The organism is Paenibacillus sp. NPDC058174 (assembly GCF_042883865.1).
GTDB lineage: Bacteria > Bacillota > Bacilli > Paenibacillales > Paenibacillaceae > Pristimantibacillus.
On sequence record NZ_JBHVUY010000002.1, the window covers coordinates 109,093 to 128,116 of the forward strand.

Annotated in this window: 16 protein-coding genes; all 16 read left to right on the forward strand. The window is 45.1% G+C overall.

Annotation, left to right across the window (positions count from 1 at the left end; all coding sequences use genetic code 11):
* Positions 1-13: 13 nt before the first annotated feature.
* A complete protein-coding gene (locus tag ACFVVF_RS12170) occupies positions 14-844 on the forward strand; it encodes a sugar phosphate isomerase/epimerase family protein (RefSeq protein WP_387809329.1) in 831 nt (276 codons plus the stop codon).
* The gene (locus ACFVVF_RS12175) at positions 834-1,865 is read left to right on the forward strand and encodes a Gfo/Idh/MocA family protein (RefSeq protein WP_387809332.1); all 1,032 of its coding nucleotides are present in this window, start codon (positions 834-836) and stop codon (positions 1,863-1,865) included. Before ACFVVF_RS12170 ends, ACFVVF_RS12175 begins: the two co-directional genes overlap by 11 nt.
* Before the next feature lies 1 nt (position 1,866).
* Positions 1,867-4,152, forward strand: coding sequence for an FAD-dependent oxidoreductase (locus ACFVVF_RS12180; RefSeq protein ID WP_387809335.1), 2,286 nt, complete (start codon positions 1,867-1,869; stop codon positions 4,150-4,152).
* A 128-nt stretch (positions 4,153-4,280) separates the two neighbouring features.
* The gene (locus tag ACFVVF_RS12185; protein ID WP_387809337.1) at positions 4,281-5,111 is read left to right on the forward strand and encodes a transporter substrate-binding domain-containing protein; all 831 of its coding nucleotides are present in this window, start codon (positions 4,281-4,283) and stop codon (positions 5,109-5,111) included.
* A gap of 21 nt (positions 5,112-5,132) precedes the next feature.
* Entirely contained in the window at positions 5,133-5,810 is a 678-nt protein-coding gene (locus ACFVVF_RS12190) for an amino acid ABC transporter permease (RefSeq protein WP_387809340.1), read from the forward strand.
* A gap of 26 nt (positions 5,811-5,836) precedes the next feature.
* Positions 5,837-6,622 (forward strand): amino acid ABC transporter ATP-binding protein, encoded by a 786-nt coding sequence (locus ACFVVF_RS12195; RefSeq protein WP_387809343.1) that lies wholly within the window; start codon positions 5,837-5,839, stop codon positions 6,620-6,622.
* A gap of 72 nt (positions 6,623-6,694) precedes the next feature.
* On the forward strand, positions 6,695-8,032 hold the full coding sequence (locus tag ACFVVF_RS12200) for an LLM class flavin-dependent oxidoreductase (RefSeq protein WP_387809346.1): 1,338 nt from the start codon (positions 6,695-6,697) through the stop codon (positions 8,030-8,032).
* Between the two features lie 486 nt (positions 8,033-8,518).
* Positions 8,519-8,992, forward strand: coding sequence for a VUT family protein (locus ACFVVF_RS12205; RefSeq protein WP_387809349.1), 474 nt, complete (start codon positions 8,519-8,521; stop codon positions 8,990-8,992).
* Between the two features lie 48 nt (positions 8,993-9,040).
* The gene (gene dpdA, locus ACFVVF_RS12210; RefSeq protein WP_387809352.1) at positions 9,041-11,077 is read left to right on the forward strand and encodes a tRNA-guanine transglycosylase DpdA; all 2,037 of its coding nucleotides are present in this window, start codon (positions 9,041-9,043) and stop codon (positions 11,075-11,077) included.
* A gap of 57 nt (positions 11,078-11,134) precedes the next feature.
* On the forward strand, positions 11,135-11,929 hold the full coding sequence (locus tag ACFVVF_RS12215) for a hypothetical protein (RefSeq protein ID WP_387809354.1): 795 nt from the start codon (positions 11,135-11,137) through the stop codon (positions 11,927-11,929).
* 106 nt (positions 11,930-12,035) lie between these two features.
* Positions 12,036-12,968: a queuine tRNA-ribosyltransferase gene (locus ACFVVF_RS12220; protein ID WP_387809356.1), complete on the forward strand. Its 933-nt coding sequence runs from the start codon at positions 12,036-12,038 to the stop codon at positions 12,966-12,968.
* Positions 12,934-13,710, forward strand: coding sequence for a hypothetical protein (locus ACFVVF_RS12225; protein WP_387809359.1), 777 nt, complete (start codon positions 12,934-12,936; stop codon positions 13,708-13,710). The genes ACFVVF_RS12220 and ACFVVF_RS12225 overlap by 35 nt, the downstream gene beginning before the upstream one ends.
* Positions 13,679-16,867, forward strand: a complete 3,189-nt coding sequence (locus ACFVVF_RS12230; RefSeq protein WP_387809361.1) for a hypothetical protein — start codon at positions 13,679-13,681, stop codon at positions 16,865-16,867. The genes ACFVVF_RS12225 and ACFVVF_RS12230 overlap by 32 nt, the downstream gene beginning before the upstream one ends.
* Positions 16,868-16,935: 68 nt before the next feature.
* Complete coding sequence (gene queC / locus ACFVVF_RS12235) at positions 16,936-17,607, forward strand: 7-cyano-7-deazaguanine synthase QueC (protein WP_387809364.1); 672 nt, start codon at positions 16,936-16,938, stop codon at positions 17,605-17,607.
* The gene (gene queD / locus ACFVVF_RS12240; protein WP_387809367.1) at positions 17,604-18,095 is read left to right on the forward strand and encodes a 6-carboxytetrahydropterin synthase QueD; all 492 of its coding nucleotides are present in this window, start codon (positions 17,604-17,606) and stop codon (positions 18,093-18,095) included. The genes queC and queD overlap by 4 nt, the downstream gene beginning before the upstream one ends.
* Positions 18,092-18,826, forward strand: a complete 735-nt coding sequence (gene queE / locus ACFVVF_RS12245) for a 7-carboxy-7-deazaguanine synthase QueE (RefSeq protein WP_387809370.1) — start codon at positions 18,092-18,094, stop codon at positions 18,824-18,826. The genes queD and queE overlap by 4 nt, the downstream gene beginning before the upstream one ends.
* Positions 18,827-19,024 lie beyond the last annotated feature (198 nt).

Below are 19,024 nucleotides of genomic sequence, written 5' to 3' on the forward strand. Positions count from 1 at the left end.
GGGAGGAACAGCAATGAAATATGCATTTAACACAGCCTCCGCTCCACATCTTACGCTCGCAGAGCTGCTGGCGGCGGCACGTCGATACGGATATGACGGCCTGGAAATCCGCAGCGGGGCTGGTCATGCTCACGGCATTGAGACGACAGCTGACGCAGAGCGTCGTGCGGAGCTCCGGCATGAAGCGGAGGAAGCGGGTGTCGCGCTGACAGCGCTTGGCATCTCCAGCCGATTCACAACTGCGGAAGATCAGGAAGGCCAAATAACTGCGGCGGCTCAAGCTATTTTGCTGGCAAGGGATATGGGCATCCCTTATGTGCGGTTGTTTTGCGGCAGACTCGTTCCGGGATGCGCATGGGATGAATCTTTGGGCAGAGTACTCACCGCTCTAGACCGGCTGGCACCGATTGCCGCTGACGAAGGCGTTATGCTGCTCCTGGAAACCCATGATGACTGGTCGGCCCCGCATGTGCTTGCCGATTTGCTCAGGCGCGCTAATCACCCGAGTTTGGGCGTTTTGTGGGACGTACTCCACACGCAGCATGAAGGCAGAGCTTTGCCGGGAGAGGTCGTACGGATGCTTGGCCCATGGATTAAGCATGTGCATGTGCATGACGGAGTGGCCGGCTCAAGGGCGAACGGGCATCCGGATTACCGGGCGATCGGCAGCGGAGACATCCGGCATGCCGAAGTCATTCGCAGCTTGCGGGCTATCGGCTATACGGGTTACTTAAGCGGGGAATGGTTCCAATGGGAGCCGTATGACCTTCATTTGCCAAGAGAACGGGAAGCATTAGAGCTCGCAGAACGATTGTCCAAGGAGGGAGAAGCGGATGGCTTTTAAACTATGTGTCGTCGGCTGCGGCGGCATCGCTTGGCGCGGTCATGGACCAGCGTACCGCCGTTATGCGGCGGAGCATCCGGATACGGAGCTGGCAGCCTGTGTAGATCTGGACCGGGAGAAGGCTTCCGCTTTCGCGGCGGAATTCGGATTCGCCCGGACCTACGATCAAGTGGAGGAGGCGCTGGAGAAGGAGCGTCCAGACGTCGTTTGTCTGCTTGTGCCTGCGCCGTATATTGCGGCCAGCGCCGCAGCGATTTTGGAGAAAGGGTATCCGCTGCTGATGGAGAAGCCGCCCGGCGTATCGAAGGAGGAGGCGCTGCAAATTGCCGCAGCTGCAAGGCGTCCAGATGGAAGCGAGATTCCGAACCGGGTAGCGTTCAACCGCAGGTATATGCCGATTGTCGCGCAGGCACGCAGTCTTGCTGAGCAATGGATGAACGAAGATCGGCTTCATCATCTGGCGTACAATATCGGCCGGGTGAACCGGACGGATGACGAGGACGCTTCGGTTACGCTCATTCACGGAATCGATACGCTGCGCGAGCTTGCAGGCTCTGACTATCGGGATATTCGCCTAAGCTACAGAAAGCTTTCTCATCTGGGAGCGGGCGTAACTAACGTGGCGCTGGAAGGAGAGTTTTGGTCGGGCGCTATGTTCAGCCTGAACTATTATCCGGTTGCGGGGGCGGTCTATGAACGGGCCGAGCTGCTGGGAGAGAACGTGACGCTGCGGCTGAAGCTGCCTTTCTGGACCTCGCATGACTCGCCGGGCAGCGTCGAGCTTTGGTCGGGCAATGGGCGGATAGCGGATGATGAAGGTGCTGCGGTTGCCGGACTGGAAGAGCCGTACGTCGTGAACGGCTTTTATGAAGAAAACGCCAGCTTCTTCAATGCCGTTCGGGCTGGAAGAAAGCCGACAGGAGGGATTGCCACAGCCATTCAATCCGTTGAAGTGGCAGAAGCAGTCTATCAAAGGGCGACCCGATACACGGGAGCGCTTATAGAGAGGGTTGAGGCGTAAGATGAACAGACAAACGGCATCGTACGACGTCGTTGTGATCGGCGGGGGATTAGCCGGTCTTAGTGCAGCGATAGCGGCGGCCCGCGAAGGAGCGGCAACGGCCTTGCTGCAGGATCGCCCGGTACTAGGCGGTAATAGCTCCTCGGAGATTCGTGTCACGCCGCATGGCGCAGGGCGATTTCATGCATATGCGCGAGAGACGGGAATTGTGAGTGAGCTGACAATCGAGGATCGCGCGAGCAACCATGAGCAGTTTCACAATAACGGCTGGACGAACAGCGTATGGGATATGACGCTTTATAATTTGGCAGTCCAGACCGATAACCTGACCCTTTATTTGAACACCGTCATTCGGGAGGTGCACTTGTCCGGAGAACGTGAGATTGCCGCTGTATCCGGTCATGTGCTGGGCACGGAGACGGAGCTGCGCATTGAAGGGCGTGCCTTTATCGATTGTACCGGCGATGGCACCGTTGCGGCGATGGCGGGCAATGAATGGCGAATGGGCTCGGAGGGCCGCGATGAGTATGGAGAGCCGCATGCGCCGGAGTTGGCGAGCGGCGATACGATGGGCAGCTCGATTCATTTTCGGGCGCGGGATACGGGCCGGCCGGCTCCTTACCGGGCGCCCGAGTGGGCAGCGAAGTATGATGATCCGTCTTTCTTCTACAAGCATAATCGCAAGCCGCATGATATTCAGGCCGGCTACTGGTGGTTTGAGCTAGGGACACCGTGGGATACCATTCACGACAACGAGACGATTCGGCATGAGCTGACGCGGCATGTTTTTGGCGTATGGGATTGGATTAAAAACAAAGACCCGTTGACTCGCGACAAAGCGGCGAATTATGCGCTCGATTGGATCGGTCAGGTGCCGGGCAAAAGAGAGAGCCGCCGCATTATAGGGCGTTATCTGATGACCGAACACGATGTGCAGCAGGGGACGGAATTTCCCGATGAGGTCGCCTTCGGCGGCTGGTATTTGGATTTGCACATCCCGGGCGGGCTGCTGGCGCCAACGAGCGAATTGCCGGGCGCCAGCGAAATTATTAGTCCTTATGGAATTCCGCTGCGTATTCTGATTGCCAAGGATATCGACAATCTAATGATGGCGGGCCGCAACGTCAGCGTGACGCATGCCGCCCTGGGCACGGTTCGCGTCATGTCTACGACCGCGATTATTGGGCAAGCCGCCGGAACCGCTGCTGCTGTTGCACTGAGGCGTGGGATTGCCATTCCCGATGTGCCAGAGCGGGCGATCGCCGAGGTACAGCAAACGCTGCTTCGGCGCGGATGCTTCTTGCCGAACGTCGAGAATGCCGATCCGCTTGATCTCGCCCGCTTGGCAGAGGCAGTCGTCGCCAGCAGCGAGGGCTTGTTAGCGGAGGTGGAGCCGGATCATAGTGCTGCGGATTCGCTGGATATCCGGCGCAGTCAATGGGTGGCGGTGCGCGGCCCGCTTGAACGAATCGGGATGTGGATTAAGAATGAAGCAGATCAGCCGCAGGAGCTTAGAGTGGAGCTGCACCGGTCCCAGCATATTTGGGATTATGAGGTGAAAGGGAGCGGAACTGTTGCGGGGGCGGGCTTTACGGCTGAGCCGAATACAGAGTATCAACCGTTGGTTGCTGCTAGGCTGGAGGTTCCGGCAGGCTATAAGGGCTGGCTGTATTGGCCGTTGGAAGCAGAAGGCGATGATCAGGAAGGTTTCCCTGATGAAGGATATGTTCGTCTCGATTTGCTCGGAACGAAGGAACTGTTCTGGCATCACGCGGCAAGCGTGCAGCAGGCGCTCCCTTCGGCAAGCGAGCTGGAGCACGGCCGCCTGCGAAGCCATTCCGATGGGCGGACGATGAGCTTTGCGGTGTCGCCGCCACAGCCGGTGTTCGGCCCAGCCAACGTGACGAACGGCGCAGCCCGGCCGCATCGGGCTGCCAATTTGTGGCGCTCGGCGAAGGGGCAGCCGCTGCCGCAATGGCTGGAGCTGCGCTGGAGCCAGCCGCAGCGTATCGGAACGGTAGAACTGACTTTTTCCGGAAATCTGCTGCAGGACCATAACCGGTATCCCGCCTTTTTCCGCGAGCCCGATTGTCCTCGGCACTATAGCATCGAAGCGTGGGATGGGGAAGGCTGGCGAACAGCACTGGAAATTCGGGACAATTATCAGCGGCATGCCTCGCACCGTCTGCCGGAACAGGTAGTGACGGAACGGATTCGGATCGTCGTACACGAGACCAATGGTGGTACAGAAGCTTTGATATACGAGGTACGCTGCTACGAAATATAACGGGATTGCCATCCCATAACAGTATATTGGCATCCTTTAAAAACCTACTTTACAGCTAGGTTAACTAAGTAATATGATGTGGGCATGCGAGAGGCCACGCGTAATTAAACAGCCAAGGAGCGATTGAAATGTTGAAAGTAAAAGGCATCTTTATCCTTACCGTATTAATTCTGGCGCTAGCCGTATCAGGCTGCTCTAGTCAACAAGAAAATAAATCCGAGAGTGCGCCATCCGCTAGTCCGGCTGCAGCGGAGAAGACCTCTCTGGACAAGCTGAAGGAAAAAGGCGAATTTATTATCGCAACTACGGGGACGTACCCGCCTTATGCTTTTCACGAGGAAAGCAGTGACCGTCCTTTGACGGGATTTGATATTGAGCTGTTAACTGAGGTTTGGAACCGGGTGGATGGCGTGAAGGTGACGTTCAAGGAAGCGGAATGGGATGGCATGCTGGCAGGTCTGGATGCGGGCCGCTTCGATTCCATTCATCAGATCGGGGTAACAGAGGAGCGTAAGGCGAAGTATGATTTTGCCGATCCGTACCTGATTTCGTATCCGACGCTGATCGTACTGGACGAGACGAAGGACATTAACAGCTTCGAAGATTTGAAAGGGAAGAAAGTGTACGGCAACAATACAAGCATCTACGGCAAGCTGGCCGAATCCTACGGCGCAGTGCTCGTTCCTGAAGGAGAGAGCCTGGAGCTGCTCAAAACGAAACGGGTTGACGCAATTATTTTCAACAACTTGTATTTCCTTGAACTGAAGAAAAGCCGTCCGGACTTGAAGCTGCGGGCTGCCGACGAAGCGGACACACAGGAGATTGTGGCATTGCCGCTCGTGAAGGGCGGGGACGGAACAGTTGAAGCGGCGTTTAACGAAGCGCTGAAGAGCGTCAAGGAGGACGGTACGTACGAGAAGCTGTCAGTCAAATGGTTTGGAGAAAATGTATTGAAATAAGCGGGAAAGGGGGGAAACGGCATGAGTCAGGAGCGCGCAGAACGATTATGGGACGTTTTCCTCCACTCCCTGTGGCCGCTGCTGCAGGGAATGCTCAAATATACGATACCGTTGTCGATTCTTTCGTTCGGACTGTCGCTCGTATTTGCACTGCTTATCGCATTGGCCGGATTGTCGCCTAAGCCTTACTTGCGGGCGCCAGCCCGGTTCTACGTGTGGATCGTCCGCGGAACGCCGATTCTCGTGCAATTGTTCATTATCTTCTACGGGTTGCCAAGCGTGGGCGTCGTACTTCCGGCATTTCCGACGGTGGTTATCGCACTTACGGTATCGGAGGCTGCCTACAGCTCGGAAATCATGCGTTCTACGATCAAGTCTTTGTCTCAAGGGCAATGGCGGGCGGGTTATTCCTTGGGGATGACCCCTTTCCAGGTGCTGCGTCGGGTCATTCTGCCGCAAGCTGCCCGAATCAGCATTCCTCCGCTGGGCAGCCAGTTCATCAGCTTATTCAAAACCTCGTCGCTTGCGGCGCTCGTCACTTTACCGGATTTATTCGGCGTGGCGAAGCAAATTGCAGCGACCACGTTTGAACCGATGCTGCTCTATATCGTAGCCGCCGCCTACTATTTGGCGATTTGCTCCGTACTGACCATCGGACAGCACCGGCTGGAGAAGAAATTCGGGAAGTACTCCCTATGACAGAGGGGAAGGAGGAGGAGACTGCTATGTTAACGATCTCGCAGCTACGTAAAAGCTTTGGAACGACCGAGGTGCTTCGAGGCATCGATCTGAATGTTGCTAAAGGGCAGACGACGATTGTAATTGGACCTTCCGGTTCCGGAAAATCTACGCTGCTTAATTGTGTCAACTTGCTTGAAATTCCCGATGCCGGGAGGCTTGAATTAGACGGTCTGGAGATGAACTTCGGAGATGGAGGAAAGAAACGAATCCGCGAATTGACCCGTTTTCGGCAGAAGACCGGCATGGTGTTCCAGAGCCATCAATTATTTCCTCACCGGACCGCGCTGGAAAATGTGATGGAGGGACTCATCGTCGTCAAACGATGGAACCGCTCCGACGCCGCGCAGCGGGGCAAAGCGCTGCTTGCCAAGGTGGGGCTGGGCGAATTTGCCGACCGTTATCCGGCGCAGTTGTCTGGCGGGCAGCAGCAGCGGGTTGGTATTGCCAGAGCGCTTGCGATGGAGCCGGCGATTCTGCTGTTCGACGAGCCGACGTCGGCGCTTGATCCTGAGCTGGTGGGCGAAGTGCTGCTCGTGATGAAGGAGCTGACCCGCGAAGGGATGACGCTGATCGTCGCAACGCATGAGATGAATTTTGCCAGAGAGGTCGGAGATCGCGTCATCTTTATGGAGAATGGCGTGATCTCCGACGAAGGGACGCCGGAGTATATTTTCGAAGGGAGTCGCAATGAGCGGGTGAGGCAGTTTTTGAGCCGCTTCGATCGGGGAGCTGCAGCTTCCTCCTCTGACTCTGTGCTTGCTGGAACCTAAGCGTTTAATCGAATACAAGAGTATGAGCTGGAGTTGAAGCTGCAGCCGCAGGACAACTACGACGAAAAATGGATGGTGATAGCAATGACGTCCAAAAGCAGACAAATTAAGCTAGGCGCGATGATTCACGGCGTCGGGTCCAGTGTAAGCGCATGGCGCCATCCCGATGTCCGGCCGGATGCGAGCATCGCGTTCGATTTTTACCGCCGGGAGGCTTTAATTGCGGAGGCGGGCAAGCTGGATCTTGTGTTTATCGCTGACGTTCTGCATATCAACGAGAACTCGACGCCCCACTTCGTCAATCATCTGGAGCCATTGACACTGCTGTCCGCGCTGGGGGTCGCTACCTCGCATATTGGCTTGGTAGGCACCTTGTCTACGACATACAGCGATCCTTATACAAGCGCTCGGCAGCTCGCTTCCATCGACCATATTAGCGGCGGAAGAGTTGGTTGGAACGTCGTAACAACTGGCATGTCAGCAGCAGCGCTCAACTTCGGCAAGTCCGAGGAGGAGCATCCGGGGCATGACAAGCGCTACCGGATGGCGGCCGAATATTTGTCTGTTGCGCGCGGTTTATGGGATTCATGGGAGGACGGCGCGTTTGTAAGGGACAAAGAGAGCGGTGTCTTTTTCGATGCGGACAAGCTGCACACGCTGAATCATCGCGGGGAGTTTTACGCGGTGAAGGGGCCGCTTAACATTAGCCGCTCGCGGCAGGGGCAGCCTGTTATTTTTCAAGCGGGCTCTTCGGCAGATGGGCAGGACTTCTCGGCGGTTCACGCCGACGCGGTCATGACGGGCATTACGAATCTGGAAGAGGCTCGGCGGTACTATAAGGAACTGAAGCGCAAGGCTGGTGAAGCGGGACGTGACCCTGATCAGTTGATCGTGATGCCTAGCGCAAGCATCGTGGTTGGCCGGACGAGAGAGGAAGCGGAGGAGAAGTATGCTAAGCTCGCTTCATTAAAGACGTTCGAACAGGCGCTGAAATACTTTGCGCAGTTTTTCGATTTTCATGATTTTACACAATATCCGCTGGACGGCCCTTTCCCGGATGTGGGAGAGCTGGGGCGCAAGAGCTTCCAGAGCTTCACCGACCGTGTGAAGCGGGAGGCACGGGAGCGCGGCCTGACGCTGCGCCAGACGGTGCTGCAGTTCTCCGGCTCGAAGCCCGAATTTTTCGGCTCGCCGGAAGAAGTGGCCGACCGCATGCTGGAGTGGTTCGAGACAGGTGCTGCAGACGGATTTATTTTGCACAGCGATGTACCAGGCACGCTCGCCGATGTGACGGAACTGGTCGTGCCGATTCTCCAGCAGCGGGGATTGTTTAGAACTGAGTATGAGTGCGATACGCTGCGGGGGAATTTGGGGTTGAAGGTGCCGGTGAATCGGTATGGGCGAGGATAGGAGAGAGGGACCCAGGCGGTTTTTGCCTGGGTTTTTGGTTTGTTTTAGCTAGATGTGGCTTCTAGTAAGTAGATTCAATGGAGGGCGAGGAATTTGCACCGTATGTAACACTAGGATGTGGAGTATAGAAGGAATGCAACGAATGCGATGAAATAGGTTGGTTGAGGAAAAATCTGTTAAATTTCTAAAAAGAAAGTTGAGGAATCAACCAACATCACAAACGCCGTAAGCTACTAAAGGGAAGGAGATTTATACTCTTGCTAAATTAATTAATTTGATAGATTATCAAGTAGAATGAAATGTTTCTAGTACCTTCAAACTAGCCAATGATTACATAAATTAATTAGCTCGATAAGGGTAGCTCGGAACAAAAAGTGGTGTTATAATTAGTGATGGATCAAATTGAAGAGGTGATGTAAAATCAAATATTTAACCATTATAGCTTATTTACTAGCTATTGTTTCATCAAATGTTGTAACAGCAGGAGTGGCGCCGTTTTTTATTGGCCCCTTTATTATCCCGGCAGGGACTTTTATAATAGGGGCAACGTTTATATTCCGTGATTTTGTGCAAAATTTTGTTGGGCGACGGAATACCTATTTACTTATTCTAATAGCAATGGTTTTATCAGCATTAACATCATATTTATTAGGGGACACACTTTGGATTGTTTTTGCCTCAATTATCACGTTCGCAGTATCTGAGACCACAGATACCGAAATCTATTCGCGCCTTAAATTACCTTTTCATTTGAGAGTAGCATACAGTGGGATTGTTGGAGGAATACTAGACAGTATTATCTTTGTTGTTGTGGGTCTATCCCCCTTGGGAGCGAATATTCTTCCCTGGAATGCTGTATTTCTGGCGATTCTTGGCCAAATCATTGTTAAGACAATGGTTCAAATATTTGCTGCAATTATTGTTAAAAAAGTTTTCTTCAAACATGCAAAAGCTGTTTAGAAATAGGGCGGGAGCGCCCTATTTTATATTGTGTTAATAAGGGATGGGATGTTTTTGTTAAAACGTATTCTTGTTGTCACTTCTTGTACTGGAGAGAAGTTACATAAACCAATAAATCAACTTGTATTTGATGATTTCAAGAATAAAAATATATTAAAGCAAAGAGAAGCAGAATTGTTGGAATTCAAAGAACGTGCCGATGAGATGTATACAGGCAGTCAACACATTGCGTTAATGAGTGGAATTAAAGAATTCCGGCAACAAGGTGGGGAAATTGATCTTTGCATTATTTCAGCGGGTTATGGTCTTTTGAATGAAAATGAGCAAATTGTACCATATGAAGTGACTTTTAATACAATGGACTCGCAGACTATAAAAAAATGGGCTCGTCAACTTGAAGTTACACAAAATTTACAAAAAAAAGTTAACGATTATGATCTTGTTTTTTTCTTGCTTGGAGACAAATATTTGCAAGCGGTTGAGTGGCCATTAAAGTTACAAAGTAATCAAAAAGCGATTTTTTTTGCAGGAGCATCTAGTCGTTCTCGAATTCTAAACTCGGACGATTATCATGTATTAACTATTGGAGAAAAAGAAGCTAAAACATTTAAATATGGTTTGATAGGAATCAAAGGTTATCTTTTTGCACATTTATTGAGGAATATTATTACGGATAACATTGATCAGAAATGGAGTGCAATCATGCATCATCCTGATCAGGTTAGAGATTTTATTTTGGATTCAATTTCTTCAACAAAACAACTTGAGTTATTTACTGACACATCTCAAAAAGAGGATTTACTACAGTTTTATAATGAAATGTTTCCTGTACCAGATGAGTTGATGGCTATAAATTGCATTGAAGAACCTAGATTTTATCTTCCAGAGAATGATGATAGAGTCGATCCAAATTATGATTTTAGAGTTGATTTTTCTGAAAAAAACAGAAATCCACTAGAGAATGATGTGTACGCTCATCAGATTTTTGATAGACCTCAGTTTGATGGAATGCTTGTTTCTAAAGTGAATATTGATAATTCCACTAAGCAAAAAAATCAGATGATAGAAGATATGGGGTTACATGATTTTTACCGACTACCTAGGAAATATCCGATTATGGGGGATTGTGGTGCCTTTAGTTATATTGATAAGGAAGTACCGCCGTACACGACTCAAGAGATTATGGATTACTACCACAACTTGGGTTTTGATTATGGGGTATCAATTGACCATTTAATAGTGGGTCCTTTCCAGAGAGACGAAAATATTAGAAATCAACGTTATGAACTAACCCTTACAATGGCAGAAGAATTTATACGTATGTATAGGGAGGAACGGGAGGCCAGGAATTATCAGTTTCATCCTATAGGAATAGTCCAAGGATGGGACCCGCCTTCTTTTCGAAGAGCAGTAGAGCATCTTATTGGACTAGGTTATGACTATATTGCCTTAGGAGGATTGGCTAGAGAACAATCTGAGAAAATATATGAAATTCTAAGAGAAATATCTCCTATTATTCCAAGCCCTACTTTTCGAATGCACTTGTTCGGAGTTGCGCGAGATGTGAGAACCATGGAGTCTTTCCATAAATTAGGTGTAACATCATTTGACTCTTCTTCCCCGTTGAGAAGAGCGTGGCTAGGAACAGGGCATAATTATCATTCTTTGAGTGGTAAACATTATACAGCGATAAGAATCCCTGAAGCGAAAGAAACATCTGGAAGAGTGAAAAAAATGTTGCAACATAGTGATGAAATTGAGTTTTCGGAGTATAGAAGGCTCGAACAGGAGGCATTAAGCGCTCTTAGGGAATTCAGTGCAGGAACAAGAGAACTAGATCCCACACTTGAAGCTATACTGGAGTATGATAAAATACTTGGGGAAAATCGCGAAGTCCACGAGGATCTTTATAGAGAGGTTTTGTCAGAGCGTCCATGGGATCAATGTGATTGTAATATATGCAGGGAAATTGGGATTGATGTGATTGTATTTAGAGGTAATAATAGGAACAGACGGAGAGGGTTTCACAATACCCATGTCTATTACAATCAGATTCAGGAATTAAAAAAACGATGGAATAAATAGTGCGCAAATATGCCTTAGTGTGTTACACTAAGGCATATTTGCGTTGGGGGAAATTCCATGGTTTTTACTTTTGAAAATGTAAGTAATTTAACAAGAAAGAATGATGACGTTTATTTTACAGTACTGCCATTAGAGGTTATTAAAGACTGGGGTTTTCCTATAATTCAGTCTGATGTAATTGGCGAAGACGTCATTTTAGTAAGTTATGATACAGTGGAAAGTTTAATAAACAAAAAGCTACAAGTGACGAACCCCAGGTTTACTTATAAATTGCCCAACGGTAGTGTAAATGATGAATACGTCGTTTTAATTGTATCTGAAACCCAACATTTTCCTAGTTATTGTATGCATCAGTTAATGTCTTATGGGCGTTTCGAACGGTTGATTGAGAAGGGGGAGAAAATAAGCAGCAACTCCACTAAATTAATGACCTTTAGATCGCTATATGATATTTTTAAGGATTTTCAAAGGTATCGAGTTGAACGTAGTTTATGCCCTCGATTAGCTAAAGATTTAATTAAGTATGTTGACTCTATAATGAGTGAGTATCCTGAACTAGGGTATCTTCCTGTAGCACAGAGGAAACAGTTCAGAAAAAAATCCATTGCCGACTCAGCCATTGCTTGGTATTGCTATATTAGATATTTCATGGAGCAATGGACTGAGGATTCTCAGTTAACCAATCTGCCGCGACCCTTACTCTCAGAGGAATTTCATTATGAGAATTGGCAAGGTCAGTTTTTTGACAGAGAAAACCCAGTTTTACTTGTTAATAAAGGAAAGTTTAAATTTAATGATGCACAACGCGGTTTAATATATGAGATATGGAGACAATGGATAAAAGAAGCCTGAAGGCTTCTTTTTTTTATTCAAGTAGTAGATGGGCGATAGAGAACTATGCTACAATTAAATTATCACGTATAATCACGTATAATAATTCTTAAGAAGGAGATCGGATATGGAATTTTATGTTGGTTGGTCACACAGTGATGCAGTATTTTGTGATTACTTTCCTCAATGTCCAGTTTTAATTAGTGCTATACCGGACAATAGAGGTGGAGTGAAAAGGTATAAAAATAAACCTAGCAAGCTAATAATAGACTGTGGATCAGTGTTTTATGTTAAACAAAAAATTAGGCCTCTATTAAAAGAAGTTTTTGATATTCAACTCTCGCTCTTAGAAGATTGCGAAAAAAAAGCAAATGTTCAAATGGTTCATTTTGATGAACCATTGTTAAATAAGTCTTCTTTATCTGAACATTTCATGGCTATAGAAAGAACACTGTTTAATGCTTATGAGTATTTCAATATTTTTCATAAGTATAATCTTCCGAAATCTGTTCAAGCGATGGGAGTCATCCAAGGTTATGACCAAGCTAGTATTGAGTTCTCAGCTTATGAGTTGATCAAGATGGGGTATAAGAAGTTTGGAATTGGATCGTTACTTTTTAGACATCAGACGCAGCAAATTGAAATGATTAGAAGGGCAGCAGATGTTGTAGGGCCTTCAAACCTGCATGTGTTTGGAGTAACAGGAATTCCCCAACTTAGTGCAATGGTTGATATTGGCGTAAGTTCATTTGATTCAACACGACCAACAATGGCGGCAGCTTTCTTTCAAGTGTTCTATAGCAGACCATTTAGAACCTTTTTTCTCTCAGAATCGCGAGCTAAACCCACAAGTCCACGATTGGAAAATCCACTTAATTGTGAATGCCCTGTATGTGAAAATGACGCAAAGCAGATCTTAGTCCCATCTCCAAGAGAATATATGAAGTTAAGATCAATCCATAACTATTACCACTTACTTAGAACATTTAACGATATTTTAGAAAATAAGAAGAGGAGGAGCGGTCATGTTGTTTCAAATGTGCTATGGACCGGAAATTGAAGTGATTTATGAGAATATAAGAATTAATCCAGGATTGGATGTAAAGAAGTTAAAAACAAGATTTCAGCATGTTGACAACGGGGACATCACATCTTTAATTGAATGCGGTTTAATCGTATTAGAGGATTTACAGTTTATATATAAAGACAAATCTCAATTTTTTGTACTACAAGACAAGCCATGGTGCAACAAAGAGGTTTTTTTAAAATTGAGGGAAATTTCAATTTCTGAAAATGTACCTAGCGATTCAATTGATAGAATATTCGCTTCCCTATTTGAACAGTTATTTGTAAAGCCGGATAGACTGTTTTTAAGTAATATTCACTACCAAATTAATAGCCAATTAATGAAAACATTAGTTGGGCACGAGAAAGTTAATGCGTGGAAGCGAATGATGGAATGCTGGGGATTGGGTAGACGTATTTACTCAGGCTTCTATGCACTTCCACAGCTTTCGTTAATGAAAAGTATCATTAAGGGGAATGAGACATGGGAGGGAGGATTGCATCCCTTTTGTGAAAAGATAATTCATCCGGTTATACCATGCCTAACAACTGAAGGGAACATATATAGAGGGGTTATCTTTTCTTTAATGGCATTACATCAAGAAGGAGAGTTGAAACTGAGTTACATGCAAGATTTACCCTATAAATCATATGGACCTAAAAATGAATTTAATTGGATAAAGGTAGAGAGGGGATGCGATTTAAATGATACCTTGTCTCAACAAAAATTCGCTTAAACTTTTAGTAGGCACTGCAGATGAGCGTTACGACCAATCACCGGAGTATTTTAGAAAAACCCATTTCCCTCAAGTAATGCATAGATTTAATGACAACGAACTGATCGCTGAGGTTACGGAAGGCGAATTGCTGGAAGAACTCAAAGAGGTTGATTCCGATGGCAATAGGGTTTATTTAGTATTTGGCTCGACGGGATCAGGGAAATCTGAACTGCTTCGTTGGCTAAAAGATAAATGGTTAGTGGAAGTATCTGAACGACCGGTGGTAAGAATTTCACGGACAGAGTTAAACCCACAGACACTAATCAAAAAATGTTTAGACGCATTAAATTTGTCATTAGATGTTTGTATTGACGAAGATAAGTGGGGGCTATTACTCAAAAAGCCTATTACGCTTGTTAACCAAATGGTCTGGACGGCACTTGCCGAATCGCTAGAATCCGATGAGGAAATTGTTCCAGCAGCACTATTGTTAAGATCAATAATTGAGAAGAATATCGTTGAATTTACTTCTCAAGTTAAACGAGGAAGAATCAAAAAACCACTAGAAGTTCTACATCGTGAGCAATTCGAAACGTTACTTGCTAACACTACTGTTAATATCCCCCTGGAGTATGCAACATTTCAACAAACACTTTCTCGGAAACTGGACCATTTTCTGTTTGAAGGACGGGACATTGGGACTCTGTTTAAACAATTATCCCAGCAGATAAAAAGCAAGGGTATCCGTCCATTGCTACTTATTGACGATCTTGTACAATCGGTTAATATTTATGCAACGAATATTTTGGATCAACTTATTACATTAGAAGAGGGGAATTGGGATGTAGTAATTGGTCTTACGCCCGGCGCGGTTCAGGATACAGAAAAAGGATTCAGTCTTACGCAAAGAATCCAAAATCTTGACACCATAAATGACCGAGTGAAAAAGTTATGGCTATCTGACGATTCAGGGAAAGACTTTTTCAACCTAGATCGTGGACAAGTCATTCCTTATATGGCTAAGTACCTTACACAATTGAAAGCAACACAAGGCTTTAAATGCTCTCCTGAGTGCCCGCACTACGACAAATGCTCAAGTGTTACCACAGAATCAAATGAGATTGAATTTAAATTAAATGATATTGAAGTTCAGTTGCTTCCATTTAATAGCCATATGTTAAGGAGAACGTATGATGCAATTCCAATGGGAAAAGGGAAATTACGTTACATGATTTTGAATAGTAAAGAAGTTATTCGCTTTTTTCTAAGAGGCAAGAAAGATATTAGTAGAATACTTCCTCTAATAAGGAGGGAGATGTTCGCTGAGCATTCGGATGTTTTTATCAAAACTCTCGCAGAATGGTATGCATCTGAAGAATCCGAGAAGATTACAATTTCTGAACCTCTATTAAGGTACTTTGGATATAAGGATAATCAAATCACTGTGAAACTAAATAGTGTTGGAAGTAGCTTAAGAGATGAGCAGCAATTTCTTGATGAGCCGAAAAATAGTAATAATGGTTTCAATGAAAAGGCAGTGGTTAGAGATTGGGTAGAAGGAAGAGATGTAAATGAAGAATTATTATTGCCGGTTAGATCCGGGGTTGCTGCATTGGTGCATGATGCTGTAAAGGGAATTCTTATGTCCCGCTCATTCACATCCAAAACTTCATCATCCATTCAGCGAAATGAAGTTGTGAATCGAACAAAGTATCCGATTTCACTCCAGAATAACAAGGATGAGTCTACAATAAGCGTCAGCAGAGGATTTATTGCTATTCAAATAGCCAACTTTCAAACCATGAAGTATTCAGAAAAGGTAAGGATATTTCAAAAAAATTCCAATGAATATGAAATTGCTAAATGGATACATCAAGCAGAGTCAATCCATGATGAATGGCTTAATTCTCTTGAACAGGCTCTTGGGTTGAATCTTCCTGTATTTGTGTACGGGATGAAAAACTGGGTTCAAAATGCTCAAGTATACAGCAAATCATCTTGGGCCTCAAATGTAATTGAATATTCTCCATTCCGAACAGAGTTATTAGCTCTTCTTGAGGATTGTTATTCAGATTGGTACTTGTTACGTGATAACTTTTTTCAGCCACCTAGTAAAGCGGTTTTGACGAATGAAGAATTTGATTATTGGTTTATGAATCTTGTGCCATCGAAAATCTTAGAACACTATCAAATTGGAGATACTACTCTAGGGGTATTTCTATCCCAATTGAAAGAAAGTTACCATAAATACTTTAAACTACTTCAAGATAGCATTAAGCAGTCACTCGAAAAAAGGATTAACATGATTCCTTTTTTACTTGGTTCCAATAATTTGAAATTGATAGAACTTGCTGAACAAATTAAAGCTTTTAGCGAGAAGAAGAGTATTACACAACAAGACTTTGTTGCTTACACTTTGCTGGAACAAGAATTGGATGATAAAGCACTCGCCGCTCAATATAAAAGTGCTACTATTTTATTTAGTGAGATGAGAGAGTTGAGTAAACAATTTGACGAGATGATGCTTGAAGTTGAAAGTCTTCTCACTGAGAGTTGCGCGCAAACAAATTATGAACAAGAAGAAGCGAAAATCAATAAAAAGGAAGAAGTAACCTGGTCTGAATTAGAGGCGAGTAAAGCTAACTTCATAATTATTATTCAGGAATTGGAAAGGTTAAAAAACTGCCTTGCTCTTACTCCACGAAATTTAGTGAAGTATCTGCTGGATCTTCAAGTGAAGCTAGCGGATTTAGAGCATATAAAGAAACTACTGATTAGATTAGGAAATGGTGTAAATCGTCTGAAAAAAAAGAAACACATTGGTGCTGAATTAAGTTCCTTAATTGCTGAATGGCAATCTATAGATTTCTATGAACTAAGAGATCGGGTCGAAAGAAAACTTCAACATGAGCAGACCAAATTGCACCTTCTTCAAGTAATCAGAAATGATTTTGATTGTGAAGATGTTGAAAGTATTTATCACCTACTAGAAAAAATCAACGAAAGCTCACAAATTAGACCCTCCATAAAACGGCATATCCGATTACTTATCGAAAATGGATATAGTACACTTCCTCCAATACAATGGAAGCGTCTGCTGGATGAGATTAAAGAAAAATTCCCCAACTTATTTGATGTTGTAGAGATTAGGTTAGTTGTTGGAGACGATAAATAGTCAACTTTCGATAAGGTAGCACATCTGTTATCATTAAAATGAGACTGGTAAGAAAGTAGGTTAAGCAAATGGATAAAAAAAACAAAAAAGCCGTTGTTGTATTTAGTGGCGGTCAAGATAGTACAACTTGTTTGTTTTGGGCAATGAAGCAATTTGATGAGGTGGAGGCTGTCACCTTCAATTATGGCCAAAGGCATGCATTAGAAATTGAATGTGCTAAGCAAATTGCTAATGAATTAGGAGTAAAATGGACATTACTTGATATGAGCCTACTCGGCCAATTAACTCAAAATGCGTTGACGCGTGATGACGTAGAAATTGTTCATAATGATGGCGAACTTCCAAGCACATTTGTAGAAGGACGAAACCATTTGTTTTTAAGTTTCGCGGCGGTCTTTGCTAAAGGAGTAGGCGCTCGACATATTGTAACAGGTGTTTGCGAAACAGATTTCAGTGGCTATCCCGACTGCCGGGATGATTTTGTTAAATCTCTAAATGTAACGTTAAATTTAGCGATGGATCATAACTTTATCATTCATACTCCGTTGATGTGGATTAATAAAGCAGAGACGTGGGAGATGGCTGATCAGTTAGGTGCTTTTGAATTTGTACGTAAGAAGACATTAACCTGCTATAACGGGGTTATCGGTGACGGTTGTGGTAATTGTCCAGCTTGTCAGTTGAGAAAAGCTGGTCTGGATACTTTTTTACAGACAAGAAATTCGGAGCAAATGTCATGAATAAAGTACCAGGGCAATTTGTCATTGTAGATGCATTGCAAAAGTATGGAAAGGGTATTACTGAAGATCAGTTAAAATATCATCAACGCAGAGTATTGGTCAGTAAGGAATTCACTTTTGACGCCGCGCATCATTTACATGCTTATGAAGGCAAATGCAAAAATCTACATGGCCATACCTATAAGGTGGTTTTTGGAATAAGTGGCTATACAAATGAGATTGGCCTGACGATAGACTTTAGCATGCTGAAAACAATTTGGCGTGAGCAAATTGAACCATTCTTAGACCACAGATATCTAAATGAAACATTGCCATTAATGAACACGACTGCGGAAAACATAGTTGTTTGGCTGTATGAGAAGATGGAAGCGGCGCTAAGTACGAACAAATACTCATCAAAAGAAGTGGACGCAAAAACTGAGTTTGTCCGGTTATTCGAAACGCCAACCAGCTATGCTGAAGCAAGACGGGAGTGGATGGCAGATTGACTCACAAAGAAAATCCTATCCCGGTTTTAGAAATATTCGGGCCAACTGTTCAGGGGGAAGGTCTGGTAATCGGACAAAAAACGATGTTTGTTCGGACAGCTGGCTGTGACTATTCCTGTTCATGGTGTGACTCATCCTTTACATGGGATGGTTCTGCAAAGAATGAAATTAAACAATTGTCTGCTCAAGCGATTTACGATGAATTGAATTCTCTTGGTGGAACCACGTTCGAGCATGTAACAATTTCTGGCGGTAATCCAGCAATTATAAAGAATATTGGATATTTGGTCGATTTGCTTCATGATAAGGGGATTCGAGTTGGGTTAGAAACACAAGGAAGCAGATGGCAAGATTGGATGGCGGATATTGACGACTTGACGGTTTCCCCAAAGCCACCAAGTTCAGGAATGATAACCGATTGGGATAGATTAGATGAGGTTATCACGAACTTGAATAATAGTCCGAATGAAATATGTATTAAAGTAGTCATTTTTGATGAAGATGATCTTCATTATGCTATAAAAGTTCATAAGTGCTATCCTCACATGAGACTGGTTTTGCAGGTCGGAAATAGCGATGTAACGACAGTTGATAGAGCAAGTTTGGTATTTGCTTTATTAGAGAGGTATGAGTGGTTGATTAATCAAGTCATGGTATCATCGGAGTTGAAACAGGTTAAAGTTCTCCCGCAGTTACACACTTTGTTGTGGGGGAACAAGCGAGGGGTTTGATATAATTTGTTCGGAGCACGGACTGGTTTTTCATGTGAGTAATTTGAAAGAGTTATCACCCGTATTTTTACAATACAGGGATTGACAATCACTTGGTATTTGGTATGATTATACTAACAATCAGGGCGTATTGGCACTTGAAATATATCAATAATAGTTTGAAATTAGAGAGACCCTACTTTTGTAGGGTCTCATTTT